We start from the raw sequence: 21,846 nt of genomic DNA on the forward strand, positions 1-21,846 counted from the left end.
CCAATGGTTGAAAAGCGAAGCGGGAAAATTCAGGTGTGCAGCAGGCTGGGAGCGGCGCCCAGCAGCTTGCGGGTGTAGTCGTTGCTGGGGGTGTCGAAGACCTGCGCGGCGGGGCCCTGTTCAACGATGTTGCCGAAGTACATAACGCAGATGCGGTCCGAGACATAGCGGACGGTCTGGATATCGTGCGAGATGAACACCAGGCCCAGGTTCAGCCGGGTCTTCAGGTCGGAGAGGAGGTTCAGCACCTGGGCCCGCACCGAAACATCCAGCGCGGAGGTGGGCTCGTCCGCCACAATGATGTCCGGGTCCAGGGCCAGTGCCCGGGCGATTGCCACGCGCTGGCGCTGGCCGCCCGAAACCTGCGACGGCGTGACCCCGGCTGCCGAGGCCGGCAGGCCAACCAGCGCCAGCAGTTCGTCCACCTTGGCAGCGCGGGACGCTGCGGTGCCGATCCCGTGGATCTGGAGCGGGTCCGTCAGGATATCCGCAATGGTCATCCGGGGATTCAAGGCCGTTGCCGGGTCCTGGAAGACCACCGAAACGGAGCGGCCAAATTCCTTGCGCATGGCGGCGTTCCGCTTGATGGCGGGCTTGCCGTGGAACAGTACCTCACCGGATGTGGGCGGCTGCAGGCCCACCAGCACGGCGGCCAGGGTGGACTTGCCGCAACCGGATTCGCCCACGATGCCGACGGTTTCACCACGGCTGATGCTGAAATCCACGCCATCCACCGCTTTGACGATGGTGGGCTTGAACAGCGATCCGGAGCGGGCTCGGTGATGGACCTTGACGTTCTTGAGTTCAATGACGGGGGTGCCGGTGGCGGCGTTCATTTCGCGTCCTCCTTGAGGTGGCTGGCCCAGAAGTGTTCTGCATCCGAAGCCCCGGTGGAGGTGGCAGGTTCGGCAGCAGCCGGGGAACCGGCAGGAACCCTTGAACCGGCGGACACCGGGGTGAGGACCAGGCGTTGGTTGGGATCGGCGTCGGCCCGCAGGGACCGGGGCGCGAAACGGTCGCCGGGGGCGAAGTCCTGCGGGGAGGGGACCGTGCCGGGGATCTGGTGCAGCCGGGTGGCGTCCGCCTCGATGGAGAGGACAGCGCCCAGGAGGCCGCGGGTGTACTCGTGGCGGGGATCCTGCAGCAGCGCGGAGGTCTGCGCAGATTCCACCACCTGGCCCGCGTACATAACGGTGACCCGGTGTGCCAGCGAAGCCACCAGGGCCAGGTCGTGGCTGACGAACACCATGGCGAAGCCAAGCTCTTCGCGGAGGTCGTTGAGCAGGTCAACCACCTGTTTCTGCACGGTGACGTCCAGGGCGGTGGTGGGCTCATCGGCCACCACGATCCTGGGCGAACGGGACAGTGCCATGGCGATCAGGACGCGCTGGCGTTGCCCGCCGGACAGCTCATGCGGGTAGCTTGCCAGCGTCCGGACCGGGTCCAGCTTGACCATTTCCAGCAGCTCGGTGGGCGTCTTCCGACCGCCCCGCCGGGTCAACTGGGTCATCTGGTCCTTGATCTTCATGGACGGGTTCAGCGAGCTCAACGCGTCCTGGTAGACCATGGCGATCTGCTCCCCGCGAAGGCCCTGGTAAGCCTTGATGCTGCTGTGCTTGCGGGCGGGATCCAGCAGTTCCTTGCCGTCGAAGGTGATGGAGCCGGTGATCTCCGCCGTTTTGGCCAACAACCCCATGATGGCCAGGGAGGTGATGGACTTTCCGCAACCGGATTCGCCCACCAGCGCCATGGTTTCGCCTTCCTTCACGGTGAAGGAGACATTGTCCACGATGGCCGTGGCGCCGAACCGGCCCGGGAATTTGATGGACAGGTTGGTCACCTCGAGCACTGTGCGCGCATCGGCCGGAACCTGGGGCAGCCGGTCGGTCCGGGTGGCTTCCACTGCGGCCAGGCGCAGGAGTTCTTCGTCCAGCCGGGCGTTCGGGTTCGCCGAGATCACGGCGGCGCCGTGATCCGGCACGCCGGCACCTGCTCCCATGCCGTCGTCGGACAGGCTGTGCCGCGGCGCGGCCTGCACCGCGTCAAGTTCGTGTTGCTCCACGACGGAGCCCTGGGCAACTGAGGTGCCCACCACGGCGTCGACGGCGGTGAGGGCGGCAGCGCCGTCGTCGTCCTTGACCGCCGGTGCGCGCCGCAGCTTGGGGTTGACCATGGCATCCGTGAGGCCTTCGGCGAGGATGTTCAGGGCCAGCACCGTGAGCAGGATGGTGAGGCCGGCGAAGGTAGTGGCCCACCAGCCGCCCGAGAGCACCAGATTGCGGCCATAGGAGATCACGTTGCCCCAGGACGGTGCCGGATCCTGGACGCCGGCGCCGAGGAAGGACAGCGACGCTTCGAGGATGATGGCGTCAGCCACCATGACCGTGGCGAACACCAGCACCGGGGCGGCGGTGTTGCGGACAATGTGCTTGAGCAGGATGTAGAAGCGGCCGGCGCCGATGACCCGCTCGGCACGGACGTAATCCTCGCCGTACTGCGAGAGCACGTTGGCGCGGACCACCCGGGCCAGTTGCGGTGTGTAGATGATGGCGATCGCCAGGATGATGGTGGGCACGGAGTTGCCGAATGCTGCCAGCAGCACAGCGGCCAAAGCGATGCCGGGGAAGGCCATCAGGATGTCCATGATGCGCATGATCAGCTCATTGACGGTCTTGCTGGACGTGGCTGCCAGGGATCCCAGCAGCGCTCCCACCAGGACAGCGAGGGCCACGGCGCCGAGGCCGATCAGCAGCGAGGACTGCGAACCGAACAGCAGCCGGGAGAAGATGTCGCGGCCCAGCCGGTCGGTGCCGAAGAGGTGCTCGCCGCCGGGAGGGGTGGCCGGGGTGAAGGATTCCAGGGGATCGTGCGGCGCAAGAACGGGGGCGAAGATGGCGGCCGCGGCAATGATCACAAGGAAGACGAGGGCCAGGCGGGAGCTCCAGGGCAGGGCCTTGAAGCGGAGTCCGGGGGCGCTCAGGCGTTCAGCGAGTTTGCTGCGCATGGGTCACACGGTCCTGATTCGGGGGTTGATGAGCAGGTAGAGAAGGTCCACGGCGATGTTCACCAGGACGAATGTGACGGAAATGGTGAGCACCACGCCCTGCACCAGGTTGACGTCCAGGTTGGTGATGCCGTTGAGGATCAGCTGACCCATGCCCGGCAGCGCGAAGATCATTTCGATCACGACGGCGCCGCCCAGCAGGTAGCCAACGCGCAGGCCCAGCACGGTCACCGGAGTCACCAGGGCGTTGCGCAGGACGTTCTTGGAGACCACTTCGCGGTACGGCACGCCGTTGCCGACGGCCGTCCGGACGTAGTCGCGGTCCAGTTCCTCCACCATCGAGGTGCGGACCACCCGGATGAGGGAAGCGGAGACCGGGATGCCCAGTGCCAGGGCCGGCAGGGCCATGGAGTTGAGCCAGCCGCCAAAGCCGGATTCGGGCGTCGCGATTCCACCGGACGGGAAGAGCGGGTTGCTGCCCAGGGCGAACCACTGGATCAGCAGGATACCCAGCCAGAACGACGGTGTTGCTACCGCCGCGATGGAGAAGACACGAACCACCTGGTCCTGCCACTTATCCCGGTACAGGGCGCCGATGATGCCGAAGACCAGCGAGACCACCACGGCGATGATGACGCCTAGGAAGGTCAGCTGCAGCGTCAGGGGAAACGCCGTGGCGATCATGCCGGCAACCGGTTTGGCCGGGGGAGTGGTGACGCCAAGGTCGAACTGCAGGAGCCTGCCCAGGAAACTGATGTACTGCAGGGGCAAGGGGTCGTTGAGCCCGTTGGACTCCCGGTACTGTTCCTTGGCCTCTTCGCTGGCACCTTCGCCCAGGGCACTGCTGGCCTGGTCGCCCGGTGCTGCCTGCAGGACCAGGAACACCAGCAGCGTGATGCCCAGGATCATGAGGGGCAACGCTGCGAGCCGTCTGCCCAGCAGTCGCAATATGGTGGTCAATGTCTTCTCCGTTGATCAGGTCAGGATGTGCGGCCCACACCAACGAAGGAAACTCCGGTGGTGGGGAGGGGCGCGAAGCCGCTGAGCCTGGTGGAATCCCAGGCGCTGGGGAGCTGGCGGTGGAACATCGGGTAGAGGGGAACTTCCTCGGAAACCAGGTCAACGATCTGGCCGGTCAGTGCCTTGGCTTCCGACGACGACGCGCGGCCGGCTTTGGACATCAGGTCCACCAGGGCGGCGCGCTCCGGAGTGGTGGCCCAGAAGGCGCGGTTCTTCATCCAGGTGTCACCGGCGTAGAACCAGCTGAGCAGCAGGTCAGCGTCGTTGCCGAAGACGGATGGATCGCCGGGGGCGGCAACCACTGTGTAGTCACCCTTTGCCACGCGGTCTGAATACAACGCACCGGACTGGAGGTTCTTCAAGGTGACCTTGACGCCGGGGATCTTGTTCCAGGACTCGAGCATCAGCGGAGCTACGTCCTTGACCCAGGCGGTGTCGGTGGTGAGGAGCTCGAACTCGAGGCTGGTAACACCGGCCTCCTTGAGCAGGTCGGCCGCCTTCTGGGCGTCGTAGCCGTAGACGTTCTTGGCCTTGACGTAGTCCGGGTGGCCTTCCTGGAAGTACGACGATGCCGGCTTGGCGTTGCCGAACAGGGCCTTCTTGATGATGGCGTCCTTGTCCAGGCCGTAGTGCAGTGCCTGGCGCACTTTTTTGTTGTCGAACGGGGCAGCGGAGCAGTTGAACATCAGGAACATCAGGCCAAAGGACTGCACCGACTCCACGCTGGACTTGGCTTTCAGGCCATCAACGTCCAGGTAGGGGACATCTTCAATGGCCTGCACGCGGCCTGACTGCATGGCGGTCACGCGGGCCGCGGCGTCGGAGAGCAGGAGCCAGGTCATGCCCTTGGCGAGTGCCGGCATGGGGCCGTTGTAGGCGCTGTTGGCTTCAAAGATGATCTTGTCGTCCTTGACGGCGGAGATCAGCTTGTAGGGGCCGGTGCCAACGGGGGCGGCGTCGAAAGCCTTCAGCTGGTCGGAGCCCACCGGGAAGTTAGTGAGTGCCTTGGGGACGATCTTCACCACGGAGATGCGGGGACCGAAGCCCGGGAAGCCGTACTTGAGGGTGAACTCCACGGTCTTGGCGTCGACCGCCTTGACCTCCTGGATAAAGGGAATGAACTGGGAGAACAGGGACTTGTTGGCCGGGTCCATCACGCGGGTGAAGGAAAAGACAACATCCTCTGTGGTGACGGGGGAGCCATTGTGGAACATGGCACCGTCGCGGAGAGTGACCCGGTAGGTGGTCTCGTTGACCATGGTGGGGTCCGACGCGGCGAGGGCGTTGTACGGCTTGCGTGTTGCCGGGTGGAGTTCCACCAGGCCTTCGAAGACGTGCAGGTTGGCCGCCATGGGTGTGGCGCCGGAGGAGGAGATCGGATCGAAGCCGGTGGACAGGGCGTAGGAGATGCCTGCCTCGATGGTGAGGTCCTTGTTGACGGCTGCCGTGTTGGTGGCGGAGCCGGTGGTGGTGGCCGCGGGACCGCCGCAGGCTGCAACGGAGGTGGTGATGGCTGCTGCGATGCCCATAACACCGGAGATCTTGAGGAAATTGCGGCGGCTGGCGTCATTGACCAGCGGCAGGTGCTTGAGGGTGTTCATGAGGGCCTCACCATGTGAAAGGGTTTATCGGATGTAGGATGTCCGAGCTCGTAAGAAAACTGTAAGGGCCATCACAGGGGTTCGTCAAGGGGCGCCGGGTTTGCGCCCGGTTGCGGAGCCTGCAGCAGGCTGTCACTGTCCAGCAGGCGCTCGAGGATCTCACCGGTGCTGGTGTTGCAGGCAAACTCCTTGCCTGTCCGGACACGTCCTGCTCCCACTGTGGCCGTCAGCACATAAGTGACAGTGGCCGTTCCCGCTGCCACGTCGGCTTCCGTGACGGTGTAGGTGGGGGTGAAAAAACGGGCTTCGTGGCCGGTCTTGAGGTCCGTGGGTTCGAAGGCGTCGGCGCCGGGCCCGTGGAGTGTTACCAGTGCCGCGTGTGCCGGGCCGTTGTTGCTGGCCCGCCCGGTGAAGGCGAAGATATCACCCGCTTTGTAGCCCGCGCTGATGGGGCCGTAATTCAGGTCCTGGGCTTCCCTGCTGCCGAGGATCTGCTGGGCGCCATATCCGTGGCCGATCTCTTTCCAGGTGTGGGTGTCCCAGCCGGCATCGTTGGCCGGGAGTGCGTGCGACTCGCCAACGTCCTGCCAATCTGCCGGCCTGCCCGGGGTGATGGAGCGCAGCTCCATCTCGAAGCCGAGGCTGGCGTTGCGTTCCGGGGGCTCTGCTGACGGTTGCGCGGCCAGCAGGTTTGCTGTCGGCACTGACGCAAAAACAATGTCGCGGTACCCCTGGCGCTCATACAGCACGCCAACACTGCCGTCCGGCAGCCGGCAGGCGGTGGAATAGGCGGAGCTGCCGGGGCACAGGACCAGCTTCCGGGGCCACGTGGCGCCGTTGTCCGTGGAGAGGCTGAGGGTGGTGTTCCGCCGGAGCAGGGTGTCGTTGTTGTTCGTGGCCAGCAGCCAGCCATCGGTTTCCTGCCTGGCATGCCCGGTCACCGCCGGCAACCCGTCGAACCGTGCCAGGGAACCGTTGTCGCTGGGGTCCGGGAGGTCCGGGACCGGAGCCAGATCGCTCCAGGAGGCCCCGCCGTCGTCCGAGTGCGCGGCGAGCCGGGCCGGAGTGGCCCTGGAGTGCAGGAGGAGGCGCCCATCGTGCAAAGCCACCACTTTGTTTTCGTTGGGATTGATCCCATGCGGCCCCGGTCCCAGAAGCGCCCCCAGGGTCCATGAGTCGCCATGGTCGTCGCTGTAGGCCGAGGCTGCCATGATCTGGCCGGTCACCAAAAGGACAAACTGCTGCACCAGGCGGCCGGTGAAGGGGCCGGTGTGGATCTGGATGCCTTGACCGGCGGCGGCGAAAAGGCCGGTGACGCCCGGGACTTTAAGTTGGTCGGTGATCCTGCGGTGCCGCCAGGTGCGGCCGTCATCGTCAGAGAAGCTGAGGTCGGCGTGCTGGACTGCATCGTCCGGCTCGAGTCCTTCCACCGCTTCGAAGAAGCCTGCGTGCGTACCGGCGGCGTGGAACATAAAGATCCGCCCGGTGTGGCTGTCCACCAGCAGGCTGGGGTCGCCGAATCCCTGCAGTCCGACGCCGGAACGCACCACCTGCTGGTCGGTCCAGGTCTGTCCGCTGTCGGAGCTGCGTCGCAGCAGCAGATCGATCGGGTTGGGCAGGTCGTCAAGGTTGGGCCGCCCGTCGTAGGCGGCCAGCAGGGTGCCGGTCCTTGTGACGGCCAAGGCGGGAATGCGGTACTGCCGGTAGCCGCCGACGCCACGGGTTGCCAGTACCTGCTCACGGATGGGTTGGAGATGGGATGTCATACCTTCATCCTAGGGACTGGGGTGCGGAGGCGGTAGAGGGCTAGCCAGGCGCTGACTTCCAACGTATGTTGTAGGACGTTGTATCTATGAGCTACAACACACGCCTACCCGATCTCACCGTCGCAGACGAGAGGACCCCGGCATGAAAAACCAAAGACCAAAACTTCGAGGCGCGGCGCGGACCCTCGGCGCCGGCGCCGCCGGGCTGGCGTTGCTGGCCGCCAGCGTCCTTCCAGCCAATGCCGCACCCATCCCTTCGCCCAACCCAGCCACCCCACCGGGCAGCTTCGCGGAACAGAACCTCGGCGCCGATCGCACGGCGGCCAACTTCTTCTACCGCATTCCGGCCCTGACGTACCTTGGCAACAACGTGGTCCTCGCAGCGTGGGACGGCCGGCCGGGCAGTGCCGCCGATGCTCCCAACGCCAACTCGATTGTGCAGCGCCGCAGCACGGACGGCGGCGCCACGTGGGGGCCGATGCAGACCATCGCCGCAGGCCAGCCGAGCGATGCAAGCAGCCCGAAGTACGGTTACAGCGACCCCTCCTACATTTTCGATGCCGAGGCAGGCAAGGTCTTCGCTTTCTTCGTCTATTCAAAGGACCAGGGCTTCGGCGGGAGCCAGTTCGGCAACAGCGATGCTGACCGCAATGTCATCTCGTCAGCCGTGATCGAATCCGCTGATGGCGGCGTGACATGGAGCCAGCCGCGGCTCATCACCAACGTAACCAAGCCCGGCACCAGCAAAACGAGCCCCGTGGCGGGTGACGTCCGGTCCAACTTCGCGTCCTCGGGTGAGGGCATCCAGCTCAAGTACGGTGCCCACAAGGGCCGGCTGATCCAGCAATACGCCGGCGACATCCGGCAGGCAGATGGCGGCAACAAAATCCAGGCCTATAGCGTCTACTCGGACGACCACGGCCTCACGTGGCAGAAAGGCGCCAACGTGGGCGACCGGATGGACGAAAACAAGACCGTGGAACTCTCCGATGGCCGCGTCCTGCTGAACTCCCGCGACAATGCCAACCAGGGATACCGCAAGGTGGCGGTGTCCACTGACGGCGGCGCAACATACGGGCCGGTCAGCCAGGACACGGAACTGCCGGACCCGGCCAACAACGGGTCCATCGCGAGGATGTTCCCTAACGCCGCGCAGGGTTCCGCGGACGCCAAAAAGCTCGTGTTCACCAACTCGAATTCCAGGACAGCCCGCGAAAACGTTTCGGTGCGGGTGTCCTGCGATGACGGTGCAACCTGGCCGGGCGTGCGGACCGTGCGTTCAGGATTCTCGGCTTACTCGACCATCAGCCGGTTGCAGGACGGCGCATTCGGCCTGCTCTACGAGGGCAACTACACGGACAACATGCAGTTCGCGTCCTTCAACGATGCCTGGCTGAACTACGCCTGCGCACCGCTGGCCGTCCCGGGCACTGCCGTGGCCGGTGGGGCAACCACCCAGGTGCCAGTCACCGTCACCAATCAAGAGGCGGCCACGCTGACCGGTGCAACGGCGACTGTCTACACGCCCGACGGCTGGTCGGCAACCACCGTACCGGTCCCCGCCGTCGCGCCCGGAGCTTCGGCCACCGTCAACGTGGCACTGACCGCCCCGGCGGGCGCCAGCGGCGTGCAGAACCTCAACGCTGCGTTCACGACGGCGGATGGCCGGGTATCGCAGTCGACGTTTGCGGCCACGGCTCCCGTCAATGCCCAGGTGGGGCTGGCCATCAGCGGAACGGCTCCGGGCAGGGACGTGCAGGCCAATCCCTATGCCGTGGGGGAGACCATCACCTACACCCTGACGGTCAAAAGCACCTCCACTGTGACGGCGAACGCTGTGCCGGTGTCCGGGACGTTCGACTCGGGGTTCCTGCCGCCGTCAGCCCCCAACTGCCGGTACAACAACCTGGCAGCCGGGGCCTCCTATACGTGCGCCACGGCCAGGCACGTGGTCACGGCGGCAGACGTGGAGCGCGGCTACTTCGTCCCCACGGCGGGTTTTACTGTCACGGCCAGTGCCACCCCGTCGCTGACCCGGACGGTGTCCTTCGCGGGCGCCGCGATTGCCCTGCGCGACGGCCTGGTGAGCGCCGATATCAGGGGTGCCAGGGCCGACGTCGGGCGCGACCTGGCAACCCAGCCATACGCTGCGGGCAGCCAGGTGCCGTATTCGTTTGCGGTGTCCAACACCAGCCCGTTGGTGACCAAAGTGGTTCCCACCAGCGGTAACTTCAGTCCATTCCTGCCCGAAGGGGCCGGTAACTGCCGCTACTCCGTGCTGCCGGCCGGACAGTCGTACACCTGCGCCACGCCGCGCCACACGGTGACCGCCGCTGAGGCCGAACAAGGCTACTTCACGCCGGCCACGACCTGGGAGGTGTCTGCCGCAGGGCAGACGGCCAAAACCTACACGGTCGACGGCGGCGAGGTGGATCTGAAGGTCCGCGAGGCCAGGCTCGACGGCACGGTCACCGCGGCATGGGCAGATTCCGACGGCGACCGCTACGCCAGCGCCGGGGACCTTGTCACCTACACGTACACGGTGGGGAACGCGGGCAACGTGCCGCTGACCGGCCTGGCCGCAGATGCCGCGGGGATCACAACGGCGGCGCTCGCCGTTGGCGAATCCGTGTCTGCCGCCCGCGAATACCGCCTGACGGCCGCCGATGTGGCGGCAGGCACCCTGGCGCCGGTGTCCTTCGAGGCCACGGCGGACAACGGTTTGCAGCCTGCAGCACTAACGGTGAGCGGAGAAGCGCTGGTGCTCAATCGTCAACCGGCTAAACCGGTTTCCGAGCCGTCTGCCGGGACGCTGAAGCTGGTAAGCGCTGCGTCGCCCATCGACCTGCAGATCGGGTCCAAGTACGCACCGGGGGAGAAAGTGGTGCTGCAGGGATTGGAGGACGGCCAGTGGTACTACGTGTACCTGAACAAGAAGGCAGACCGGATCGGCTGGCTGTTCCCCACCATGGCCAATACGCTGGAGTTCATCCTGCCCGCGGGCGTGGGCAATGGCCGCGACGACGTGGTGGTGCTTGATACGGCCGGCGCCGTGGTGGCCTTTGACCGGCTGCAGGTGACGCCGAAGGGCTGACCCGGCTGCTGCTTGTGCTGACCCGGGGTGGCCCGCAACGGGCCCACGCTCCGGCGCCTTCGGGTCAGTTGCCGGAGCTTTCGCGCGACGTGATGCCAAAAGCCTGTGACTGCAGGTCGGTGAAGTTGCCAACCGTTGCGCGCACAGTGCACTGGGGCGTGATCTGCAGGGCCGTTACGGTGAGGCCGGAGCTGTCCACTGCCAGGGCGCCGCCGCAGCCGTCGGAGAAACGCACCCCCTTCTCGCCGGCTGCCACGGCATCAAGCATCTGGGACGGGCGGCCCGACGCGGGGCTGACGTAGAGCGGGTTGAGTTCGTCGGCCCCGCCCGCCCACACGGGCACCACCGTGATGGTCAGGGGGCTGGGCGTTACCACACGGGCGGGGGTGCGGACCTCCACGCCCTGCAGCCGCTGGACGGGATAGGCGGTGCCTTTGACCGCAGGATCCGCGGTGGCGTCGCGGGTCCCCTCGGAGCCGCTGCGGAGCCACGCATCGAGCGCCTGCTGGTCCGCCGGAGCCACCGGCACCTTGGCGGTCACCTGCTTGGAGCCGCCGGCGGGAATGTCCAGTCCCGAGACCTTCCAGCCGCAGCTGACGTCCAGGCCCGTGATCGAGGCCTGGTTCCGGCTGACGGACCCGCCGTCCCAGGTGGCGGCCGGGCAGGTGCTGCTGCCGGCCAGGCCCGGAATGACCTCGAGGAAGTCGCCGGAAAGTGGCGCTTTCTGCGCCGCGTAGGAAACCGTCAGGCGGACCTCTCCGGTGGCGGGTTCGAAGGCTGCTGACCGTGAGATGGTCAGCCCGGTTGGCAGCGCCGGGTCCTGCAGCTGCGCCGACAGGGACTGGCCCGCGACGGCCGGCGCCGCCTCCTGCGCAGCCGGGGCCAGCACCACAAACCCCACCACCATGCCCACCAGCAGGACAGCAGCGCTTCCGCCGAGGATCAGCGCCTTTCGGGTGCGCCAGAACGGAGTGCCGGCCTCGGCTGCCGGTGCCTGCTCAGCGGGGGCCCGGACGTCCCGGCGGGGCATCGAGCGGACGATTGTGGCGCTGCCTGCCTCGCCGAGTTCGGGAACCTCACCTTCCACGGCCGGGGCGGCGGCAAACGCCGCCAGCTCGTCGTCGGTAAAGGCGCCGCGCACCACCGTGGCGGGACGTTCGACGTCGGCGAAGTCCTCGGGTGCGCCGGTGCGGTCCAGCGGGCTGGCGCCGGCAAGTCCCGGCGCCAGCCGCCGGAGGGTCGAGGCCGCCTCCCTGGCGGTGGGCCGCTGGGCCGGGTCCTTGGACAACAGGCTGTCCAGGACCTCCCAGACGGCGTCGGCCACCGGAATCCGCGGCGGGCGGGAGGAAACGTGGCGGTAGGCCACGCTGAAATCCGTCCCGGGCCCGGCAAACGGCGTGCGGCCAGCCAGGAGTTCGTACAGCAGGACCCCGGTGGAATACACGTCGCCGGCTGGGCCGGACCTGCCCTGGCTGATGAGCTCCGGCGGCATGTACTGGGGTGTGCCGATCAGGCCGGTGGTCTGCCGGATCCGCTCGCCCACAACATCGGAGATGCCGAAGTCGGAAACCCGGACATCGCCCTGTTCACGCTCGGCCCAGGGCCGGGCCAGGAGCACGTTGTCCGGTTTGATGTCGCGGTGGGTCACGCCGCGTGCATGCGCGGCGGCCAGGGCGTCGAAGATCTCGGCGGTGACGTTAAGGGCATCGGCGGGGCCAAGCGTTCCTGCCGCCTTCACGGCGTCCCGCAGCGAGCCGCCGGGGACGTAGTCCATCACGATGGCCAGCCGCTGGCCCTCCACCACCATGTCGCGCACGGTCACGATGTGCGGGTCCTGCAGGCCCAGCAGCACAGACCGTTCCCGGACAAACCGCTCCACCAGGGAGGGATCATCTGCATGCTCGGGGCGCAGGACCTTGGCGGCCAGTGTGCGGCCGTCCGCGGCGGTGATGGTCCAAACCTCGCCTACGGCACCTGAGCCCACCCGTTCGCCGAAGCGGTAGGAGGCCCCCAGTGCCTCACCCGTTTGTGCGAATTGCATTCCGTACTCCCCAACGCTGTCGATCCGGTTCCCCAGGGCCACCGTTCCGGCCACCCTGCCATCGTAGGCGCCGCCGCTGCATCGTCGGCGCCGCCCGTATCAGCCGTCGGCGCTCATGGACTGGATGAGCGCCATCTGGCCCCCTACGCTCAGGTAGCCGCGCCCGGCAGTCAACGCCACGGGAGCCTTCCGCGGCACCACCGCACCCAGCAACTCGCCGTCGTAATTGACGTCCGGCTGCAACAGGACGCCCAGCCGTGACTTGCGCACTGTTTTGGACCAGTGGCTGTACAGGCTGCGGAGGTCCGCCGCCCTGCCGGAGGCGATGATGCACAGGCCCGGCTGCCCGGAGGCCACCACCCCGGCGATGGACTGGTCGCCGTCGTCGAAGCGTTCGGCGTCGTCGATCAGCAGGAACACCGTTCCGCGTTCCAGCCGCAGGGAGGCCAGCAGCGCCGGCACCTCGTCGGCGCCCACCGCCACCCGGTCCAGGCCGGCGCCGGCGAGGGCCAGGGGTGAGCGCCGATCGCAGATGGCCCAGACCTGCGCGGGGCCGCGGGACGTTGGCTTGCCCCGGACGGCCCCGGCCAGGGCCAGCAGCAGCGTTGACTTCCCGGACCGTGCGGGGCCGGCCACCAGTGCGTGCTCACCTTCGTAGATCTCCAGGAACGCGGGGGACAGGTCCGCTTCCTGCAGTCCCACCGGCACCAGCCAGGGTTCTGCGTCGAGGCGGGGTTCCACGGCCAGTTCCTGCAGCGTGACGTTGGAGGGCAGGCGCCGGATGGCGGGTGCCTTGGCCGGTGCCTGCGCCCAGCCCTGCCGCACCTGCTCAACGGCCGCCGCCATCCCGATGCCGGGAGTGGCCACGTGCATCTGCAGCGCGGTGCGGGGGTCCACGCAGCGCCCGGGCAGCGGGGCCGGGATCTCCTTGCCGCGGACACCGAGTGAAGAGTAGTCGTACGTGTCAGCGAGGCGGAAGAGCCACTTTTGCAGGGTCACCTCGTTCATGGCTGAAGGCACGGCCTTGGCCCGGGTGGTGGACACCGCGAAGGAGAGGCCCAGCGCCGGTCCGTCGGCGTAGGCGCGGTACAACAGGGCCATCATCTGCTGGCCTTCGAAGTCCTGGAACTCGTCCCGAAGCGAGGCCAGTCCATCCAGCAGCACCACGGTGCGCCGGCCCCTGTCCGGGTTTGCGCGCCGGTTTTCCAGCTCGGTGTCCAGGTGCCGGAGGAAGCGGGCCTGCTGTTCCTTGGCGCCGGCGCCGGTCCCCACATAGGCCACCGTATGCGGCAGGTCCTTCAGCGGCTCAAGTTCGCGGGAGCCCATGTCCAGGATCATCAGGTCAAGGCTGGCGGGATCGGTGTCCTTGGCCAGGGCCAGGGCGATCGAAGCCAGCGTGGTGCTGGTGCCGGATCCGGCCACCCCCATCAGCATCAGGTTGCCCACGGACATGTCCCAGCCCGACGGCGACTGGCGCTGCAGGTCGGGTTCATCCACCACGGTGACCAGCACGGTGTTTCCCTGGACTGAACCCACCTGGGGCAGGGCGGCTGCCAACGGTTGCGCCGCCGTCGCTTCCGCCGCTGTCCCGTCCGCAACTGTCCCGTCCGGCGAGGGCCCGCCCGCCGAGGGCCCGCCCGATGCCGGCTCCGCGGAAGTGCCGGCATCCGGCCGGGCCAGGAAGCCTGCCAGTTCCACGCGTTCGCCCAGCGCTTCCGGCCACACCTGGCGCGGCGCCGCGTAGCCGGCCTCGGTGTTGGCCTGCACCACGGCATCAATCAGGAGGTCCAGGTCGTTCTCGTCAGAGGCGGCGGAGCGGGCCGGCGCTGCCGACGGGGCGGGAACGCCGAACCGGCGCACTTCCCGCACGTCCACTGCGGGTCCGCCGCCCACCAGCGCCTGCCCCGTCACCAGGGCCGTCTGCACGGGGGTGATGTCGTCCTGGCCCAGCTTCACGAAGGCCCGGCCCATCTGGGCGCGGCCGATCGCCGAGGCGGCCGGCACGCCGATCACGTTGTTGGAGTCCTCTCGGCTCTGGACCCGCAGCGCTACCCGGAGGTTGGTGTTGGCCAGGATGTCGTCGCTGACCACCCCTGCGGGGCGCTGCGTGGCAAGGATCATGTGCACGCCCAGGGTGCGGCCCACGGCGCCCACACTGACCAGGGCCTTAAGCACGTCGGGGAAGTCCTTGGCGAGCATGGCGAACTCGTCAATCACCAGCAGGAGCCGGGGCATGGGCTCGGCTGGGTTGGTGGCGAGGTAGGCGGACAGGTTGTCGACGCCCTCTCCGGCTGCGGCGAACACCCGCTGGCGGCGTTCCATTTCGGCTTCCAGCGCACGCAGGGCGCGGTCGGCGAGCTGCTCATCCAGGTTGGAGATGGTGCCGATGGTGTGCGGGAGCCGTTCGCAGGCCTTGAACGCGGCCCCGCCCTTGAAGTCGACCAGGATGAAGTTCAGCCGGGTGGGATCGTTGCGGGCGGCGAGGCCCGCCACCAGCGAGCGGAGGAACTCGGACTTGCCGGATCCGGTGGTGCCGCCCACCAGGCCGTGCGGGCCGTCCTTGACCAGGTCCAGGGTGAGGATCCCGTTCTCGCCGGTGCCGATCGGCGTCGAAATTCCGGTGGCCGCCTGCCAGAGCCGGCTGATGGTGGCAGCATCCGGGCGGTCGTAGTCCAGCAGTTCCGGAAGCCGGACCAGCGGGGGGAGGGAGGCGCCGGGAACGCTCAGTTCGGGGTCGTCGAAGTGCGCCACGCGCATGGCGCAGCTGAGCGCTTCCTCCTCGTCGAGGCCGGCCAGGATGACATCCTCCACCCGGGTCAGGTCCTCCGGCTGTTCCACCGTCGCCGCGGCGTCCGCACCCACCCGGATGATGGTGGTGCACGAGGCCGGCAGCTGCTCTTCGGACGTGGCGATGACAATGCCCGCCACCCGCGGAGGGCGCTGCTGCGGGTTGACGTAGCCGCCCGGGGCAGAGCGGCCCATGCCCAGCAGCGCCCGGGCGGGGGCGTCCCTGCCTTCGGTGAGGACTTCTGAGTCCAGCACCACCAGGAGCGCGGGAGTGGGCAGTTCCGCCACGCTGTCCTTCAACGAGCGCAGCATAGCCACGCCCGTCTCCCGGTGCGCTGACATCCACCGTTCGCCGGTGCTGCTGCCGGTCTGGCGGGTGTGGGGCAGCCATGAGGCCCATTCCCACTCGTCCGCGCGGCCAGCGTCGCAGAAGACGCCGATGGTCAGGTCCGCGGGGCCCACATGCACGGCCGCCTGGGCCACCAGGGAACGGGCCAGAGCCAGAGTGCCCTCGCGCGGGCCCACCATGCCCACCACACCGGCGTCGGTCAGGTCCACCAGTACCGGTGCTGCCTGCAGCCGCGCTGCCGCCAGGGAGTCCTTGACCTCGCTGTCGAGGCGGGTGCTCGCGGAGCGGTCCAGTTCAGGCCGCCAGGGAACGTCGCCGGTGCCGGCGTGCAGGGCCAGGAAGTCGTCGGCGTCCGCCCGGCGCTGCCACAGGGACGTGGCGGGCAGCGCCGGGCGGCGTACCACGGTGGCCGGATCGGGGATCATCCGGTGCCGCCGGGCGGTTTCCTCCGCGGCGGCCTGCCGGATCTGTTCTTCGAATTCCTCGAGGGCGCCTGCGAAGCGGGCGTCCTCCTCCTTAAGGTTGCGGGCGTAGCGGCGTTTTTGCTCGAACCACATGCCTACGGCCATGACCGGGCTGAGCATCGCGAACATGGCGAACCGCATGTCCCGCAGGATCAGCACCATCGCGGCCGCCATCACCAGCGGTGCCAGGACCGTGATGACACTGAACTTGCCGGCGGGCGGTACGTCTTTGCGGCTCGGCGGAACCAGCGGGTCTCCGGCGGGCGCGCGGCCGGGGCGGGGTGGCCGGTTAAACGGTGCCGTGGCGGCCGGTGTGAGGTTGTGCAGGCTGCCGGGCGCGGGAGCCGGTGATTCCTCCAGTGCAGGGCGCAACAGGAGTACCGTCCCGCCGGCGGTGATGGTGGCTGTTCCCGTGACCAGGACGCCGGCTTCGCCCACACGCTCCCCGTTCACCAGCGTCCCGTTGGTGGATCCGCCGTCGAGCACCCGCAACCCGTCGTCCTCCCGGCGCAGCCGGCAGTGGTCCCAGGAAGCGCTCTCGGTGGGCAGGGTCAGGTCCGCCTGCGGCGAACGGCCAATCAGCATCTCGCGGCCCTGGGGTACGTCAACCACTCCGCCGGTGCGCTGCCCGCCGGCCAGCGTCACGCTCCAGCCGGGCACCCGGTGCGGGACCTGCCAGGGCCTGCGGGAGATGCGGCTGCCTTCGAGGAGGACCAGTTCGGACACCGGAGTTGAACCGCGCACCTCCGCCTCGTTGACGTACACCGCCTCGTCCGGAGCCAGGTGGGGTCCGCCTGCGGCCGCCACGAGGTCTGTCAGTGTGGTGGCCGCTGCGGCGCGGGCCACCTCGCATTCAAAGCGGCGTTCGTCCAGGTCGATCAGCACACGCATCGGGGCGGTCCTTCCGTAGTCAGGTGGTGGCGGTCCGCGCCGGGCGGGTCAGGGCAGGTGGGTCAGGAACCCGCGGGGGCGGGTACCCAGACAACGCGCGGCGCTGCCTCGTCCGGTGGCCGGAGCCCCAGGTCCTGGGCGGAGGCGTAGGCGGGAACCGCCGGTGCCGTCAAGGCTGCGGGGCGGGAGAAGTCGAGGGCCGGGCCGGCCAGGCCCTCACCGGGTCCAAAGGACAGGGTGCCCAGGGCCGCCCCAACCTTGGCGGGCTCACTGCTTCCGGCCAGGGCCGCGGCCCGGACAAGGGCGACAATGGCGTCGTGGCTGCGGGCGTCTGCTGCCCACGCATCGGCGGAGAAGGGGGCATCTCCGGTCAAATTGGTGATGGTTGTGTTGCCGGCCGTCAGGCGGACGGCGGACAGGAACGCGGACATGCCGCGGCCCTGGGCGTCCTGTTGCAGGGCCGTGGCGTCGCCTGCAGCGGGGGTAACGGTGACGAGTTGGCCTGAGGCGGTGCCGTCCAGTTCCGCGAGGGTAGTGGCGAATGCGGGTGTGGCGGCGCCGGCGGGCAGGACCATCGGGACGGATACGTCGCGGGATTGCAGGGCCTGGACGAGGCGGGCGAGGCGCTGCGGGGTTGCCGCGGAGACCACCAGGGCGTCTGCCGGTTCGGCGACCCTGACCGGTTCGGTGCCTTCCGGGGCGTCTTCGGCCAGCGGCCGGAACTGGTCGCCGGTCTGGACGGCGGCTTCCTGGGCAAGCTCCGCGACGTCAGCAAAGTTTTCAAGGTTCAGTGCCTGCACGCTCCGGACCGATGCCGGGGCAGCCGCGCCGTCCGCGACGATCAGCACCCTGGTTTTTCCCGCCAGCGCGCTTTGCAGGGCAGTGTCCACGGCGGTTGCCGTGGGTCCGGTGGTCCAGGTGGTGGGCGCGGCGGCGGACGGTTCGGTGTAGGGCAGGATTGCCGGGAGGCCAAGCTCCGCAGCTTTCTGCGCCGCGGCCTGGGCCTGCGGCCCGGTGCTGGTGATCACGACGCCGGACACCCCCTGCCCGGACAGGGCCTGGACTGCGGCGCGGGCGCCGTCCTCCGTGCCCCTGTCATTCTCGGCCCGGAGGGCCACCGGAGTGCCGCCCTGCGCAAAACGCTGTGCAGCCACCACTGCACCCTGGGCTGCCCGGTTGTATTCCGACCCGGGCTCGCCGGACTGGCCCAGGGTGAGGATGACGCCCACAGAGGCGTCCTTGGGCAGTCCATCGGCCTGTAGCGCAACGGGAACCGTCGCAGCTACCGGGTCAGGCAGCGGGGTTTCCTTGGGTCGGGTCAGCACCAGGGACAGGACGACGGCGGCCACCACAACCACAGCGGCGCCGGCGGCAATCAGGGCAATGAGCCTGCTGCGCGAACTCATGCGGTGCCGCCGATCTTCAGGGTGTAGAGGGTTTGCGACGTGGCGCCGGCAGGAACTTCCAAGTGGAACGGCGGCAGTTCGTCCACCGCGGTGAGGGAGGCTTTGAACTGGGCCTGGCGCAGCAGGAGCCCTGCCACGTCCCGGGACCGGATGTTGGCGTAGCCTTCGGCGTTCTGGGAAGCCAAGGCCAGCTGGTAGTCAGCGGTGTCCGCTTTGGCGGCGCTGGTGGCCATTGAGCCCAGGAGGCCCGAACCGTTCACCGACCTGTCGCCGAGGTCCAGCATGACCCTGTTGAGGCTGGAGGACAGCAATGCGCTGGCACCTTCAACGTCGCGGGTGGAACCGGACGTGCTGGAGGCGATGCGTTCCAGCGAAGCTTCGGTGCCTTTGGCCAGCGAAGCCGCAAGCGCTGACTCCTGTTCCTGCAGTTCCCCGCGCTGCTTGTCCACCGTGGCCCCGGCATCCTTGACCACTTCGTCAGAGGTGGTTTTCAGCCCGGCAATGGAGCGGTTGAAGGCCGTCACCACAGAGGTGGAGCCGGCGTCGCCGATTTCAGCGACCTGGCGGACCTGTTCGTCCACCAGCTTCTGAACCTGTGCGGTGGTGCTTTTGAAGGTGTCGCCGAACGACTTGGTGATCTTGTCGCCAAGCCCGTCCTGCTGTTCCTTCAGCTTTCCCAGCGTTGTACCCACCTGCGCCGAGGAGCCGATGGCTTCGTCGAAGGCTTTGGCGAGGGACTCGAGGTCTTCCCTGGTTCCGTCGACGCCTCCCGTGGCGGCGCCGTCGAGCGCCTGCACAGCCATTTCGACGGCGTCCAGCCCGGCGTTGGTGCCGGCGGCTGCCTCCTCAATGGCGGCGAAAGCCTGGCCGATTTCTGCGTCCACAGACGAGGTGTCCGTAGCGGTCAGGACTTCGTCCCACGCATCGGACTGGTCTTCCAACCGCGCATCAAGCGGCGCCTCGAAGCCGTCCGGCAGCCCGATCTTCCCCGGTACGATTTTTTCGTCCTCGGTTTTACACGGAACGTCCGTCAGGTAGGAGCGCAGGCGTTCCACCTGTCCGGCGGCAAGCCGGCCGCCGCGGGGGAAGTTGCCGTCAGCCATCTCGCACAGTTGATCGGCAAGCTGCTGGACCTGGAGGCTCATCGAGCCCTCAAGCAACGTTCCGTCCGCGTATTCGCTGCGGGCGTCCGCGGCGGTTTCGCTGATGGCCACCAGCTTGTCGCGCAGGGCATTGACTTTGCCGCGGGCTGTTCCTGTTGCGTCCAGCGTGGCAGTCACGGACTTACGGGCGGCCTTCAGTTCGTTGTCCACGGTTTTGAGGGCCGCCTTGTAATCCTGCGGGGTGGTGGCCCCGGCCAGGACGGCGGTGACGTTGGCGCGGACTTCTTTGAGGGTGGCCGTGGACGCTGCCTGGTCCTTGATGGCGTTTTCCACCAGTTGCGGCTGCAGTCCGGCCACCAGCTCATCACCCTTGGCCACCAGGCCCAGGAGGGCGCCGGTTACGGTGATGGCGGAGCCCAGCAGCGAGCAGGTCATGGAACCCTGCTCGGCGCAGTCTTCGATGGTGGGGTTCTCCGGGCCCATCGTTGCCTTGATGGCCCCGGCCACCAGGTCCCGGCAGTCCGTGCTGACCTTGGCGTAGGCATCCAGCTGGGAGGCCATGGTCTGGATGCTGGAATAGACCGTGGCGGACGAGCCGGATTTGGCGACATCGGCAGTGCAGCCCTCGCCTGTGATGGGTGTTGTTGGCGGTACCGTCGTGGTGTCGCCCAGCATTGCGTCGACGGCGGCTACCGTCACCTTCAGTTGTGCCGAGGTGGTGGACTGCGTTGATTTGGTGGCGGACTCCAGGTCGGTGCCGAGCCGCTGCAGCTGTCCCTTGAGGTCCACCATGGTGTCGGCCAGGGCTTTGGAGTTGGTGCTCAGTTCGCCGGCGGTCTTGGCACCCAGGGTCTGGGAGGTCACCTGGAGGTTCCGGCGGACGTCGGTGATGGTGGAGCCGGCCTTGGTCAGGACCGTGTTGACGTCCGAGACCAGCGAGATGGTGCGGCGCTGCAGCTCAAGCTCGGAGCCGGTCCCGGAGGAGAAAGCGCCGGCAAGGACGCCGTCCGCGCTGAGGTCGGTGTTGAGGCCCGGCTGGACCGCAACATCGAAGGTGGGGACCTGGAAATCCCGGACATCAGCCACCAGGCGCAGTGTGGTGCTGGCGCCGGACCGCGGCGGTGCCAGTACGGTGGCCCACTGGACCACTGTGGCACCATCCCCGGTGCTGCTCAGAACGCCGTTGGTACCGGACGCCCCGTCCGCGGACCCTGCAGTGACGTCGTCGGCCCGCACTCCTGCGAGCTTCGTGGCGGCCGCGATGGTCAGCGGCGCCCCCACCAACGCGGTATCGGTGCGGGCCTGGCCCGCTGCGTCGTACTGGACCTGCCGGGGCTTAACCGTGAGGTTTTCCAACGTCAGGTTGATCTCCACGGGACCGGTGTGTCCCTGCAGCTCGGAAAGGTCGGAACCGGATTTCTCGCCGGCCCGGTACTGCAGGCTGACGCGGACCGGCAGTTCGCCCACCACGTCGGCAGCCTTGTACGTTGTGTCCGCCGCGGACGAGTCGCCGGCTGCGGACACCGAAATGGTGGTGCCCTCAATCGTTTGCACCCCTGCCGCCGCGGAAAGGCCCACGCGGACGCTTTGCAGGAGCTTGACCGGGTTGGCTACCGGTTCCGGTTCGGGCGGCGGTGTGCAGGACGCTGTGGCAATGAGCCCCAAGGTGACAAGCAGTGCCCCCAACGTCCGGCCCGGCGCCATGCGCCGTTCCCTGTTTCGCTGGTCAGTATTGGTCCATCTGGGCATGATTGTCCCCTCAATCGTTCACGGTGCCAACAAGAAGGATATACGGGGTTGCGCTTGCGAATGGACTAATCTGGGATCCGCCGGCTGTGTGCTCAGCCTACTGCCGTCATGACCTGCAACATTTGTTTGTTCTTTTGTTGGATTTAATGGCGTGAATTGGTAGCGTCATGCTGTCTGGTCGCCGGACTTTGTGGCCGGCGATGTCCTGGTTAATTTTTTTTGGGGAGGAAAATTTCTTATGTCGCGTGTGTTGTCTACTGAGCAAGCGAAGGCTGCCATCGGGCAGGTCCAGTCGATCATCAACGGCGGTTTCACGGACCAGATTTCCGCGCTGGATGCGCAGGGCCGGGTTCTGTCCGACCCGAACATCTGGGACGGTCCGCTCGCCGCGCAGTTCCGCGGGTCCACTTGGCCGGAGACGAAGGCCGCCCTGGATAAGGCCAAGGAAGAGCTGGAGCAGCTGCGGGGGCAGCTGGAGAAGATCTCCCAGGACATCTTCTCAGCCGGCGGCGGGGCTTAGCCTGCAAATTCGGGCGTGATGGCCGGGCCGGGGTTCCACTGAATGGGATCT

The 21,846-nt window shown here is 67.6% G+C and carries 11 protein-coding genes; 2 read left to right on the forward strand and 9 right to left on the reverse strand.

The features are described from left to right. Positions 1-29 precede the first annotated feature (29 nt). The 5 genes from QRN07_RS01885 to QRN07_RS01905 form a co-directional block, all read right to left on the reverse strand. Positions 30-836, reverse strand: a complete 807-nt coding sequence (locus QRN07_RS01885; RefSeq protein WP_056598090.1) for an ATP-binding cassette domain-containing protein — start codon at positions 834-836, stop codon at positions 30-32. Then, positions 833-3,004, reverse strand: coding sequence for a dipeptide/oligopeptide/nickel ABC transporter permease/ATP-binding protein (locus tag QRN07_RS01890; RefSeq protein ID WP_285240230.1), 2,172 nt, complete (start codon positions 3,002-3,004; stop codon positions 833-835). Before QRN07_RS01890 ends, QRN07_RS01885 begins: the two co-directional genes overlap by 4 nt. Positions 3,005-3,007: 3 nt before the next feature. After that, positions 3,008-3,964 carry an ABC transporter permease gene (locus QRN07_RS01895; protein ID WP_124091717.1) on the reverse strand — a complete coding sequence of 319 codons (957 nt, stop codon included), beginning with the start codon at positions 3,962-3,964 and terminating at the stop codon, positions 3,008-3,010. A gap of 20 nt (positions 3,965-3,984) precedes the next feature. Beyond that, the gene (locus QRN07_RS01900; protein ID WP_050684521.1) at positions 3,985-5,625 is read right to left on the reverse strand and encodes an ABC transporter substrate-binding protein; all 1,641 of its coding nucleotides are present in this window, start codon (positions 5,623-5,625) and stop codon (positions 3,985-3,987) included. Between the two features lie 71 nt (positions 5,626-5,696). Next, the gene (locus tag QRN07_RS01905) at positions 5,697-7,391 is read right to left on the reverse strand and encodes a sialidase family protein (RefSeq protein WP_285240231.1); all 1,695 of its coding nucleotides are present in this window, start codon (positions 7,389-7,391) and stop codon (positions 5,697-5,699) included. Between the two features lie 142 nt (positions 7,392-7,533). On the opposite strand from QRN07_RS01905, the gene QRN07_RS01910 reads away from it, so the two are divergent. Next, positions 7,534-10,485 (forward strand): exo-alpha-sialidase, encoded by a 2,952-nt coding sequence (locus QRN07_RS01910; protein ID WP_285240232.1) that lies wholly within the window; start codon positions 7,534-7,536, stop codon positions 10,483-10,485. A gap of 64 nt (positions 10,486-10,549) precedes the next feature. Here QRN07_RS01910 and QRN07_RS01915 read toward each other — a convergent pair whose 3' ends face one another. From QRN07_RS01915 to QRN07_RS01930, 4 genes are all read right to left on the reverse strand, one after another. Then, on the reverse strand, positions 10,550-12,526 hold the full coding sequence (locus QRN07_RS01915; protein ID WP_050684537.1) for a serine/threonine-protein kinase: 1,977 nt from the start codon (positions 12,524-12,526) through the stop codon (positions 10,550-10,552). Positions 12,527-12,625: 99 nt separating this feature from the next. Then, positions 12,626-17,017, reverse strand: coding sequence for a type VII secretion EssC family protein (locus QRN07_RS01920; protein ID WP_285240233.1), 4,392 nt, complete (start codon positions 17,015-17,017; stop codon positions 12,626-12,628). 62 nt (positions 17,018-17,079) lie between these two features. After that, positions 17,080-18,423, reverse strand: a complete 1,344-nt coding sequence (locus QRN07_RS01925; protein ID WP_285240234.1) for a hypothetical protein — start codon at positions 18,421-18,423, stop codon at positions 17,080-17,082. After that, a complete protein-coding gene (locus QRN07_RS01930) occupies positions 18,420-21,275 on the reverse strand; it encodes a hypothetical protein (RefSeq protein ID WP_285240235.1) in 2,856 nt (951 codons plus the stop codon). The genes QRN07_RS01925 and QRN07_RS01930 overlap by 4 nt, the downstream gene beginning before the upstream one ends. 247 nt (positions 21,276-21,522) lie before the next feature. Between QRN07_RS01930 and QRN07_RS01935 the strand changes: the two genes are divergently transcribed. Further along, on the forward strand, positions 21,523-21,795 hold the full coding sequence (locus tag QRN07_RS01935) for a pyrophosphorylase (protein WP_231686007.1): 273 nt from the start codon (positions 21,523-21,525) through the stop codon (positions 21,793-21,795). Positions 21,796-21,846 lie beyond the last annotated feature (51 nt).

Origin of the sequence: Pseudarthrobacter sp. MEB009 (assembly GCF_030208875.1) — a bacterium.
Taxonomy (GTDB): Bacteria; Actinomycetota; Actinomycetes; order Actinomycetales; family Micrococcaceae; genus Arthrobacter.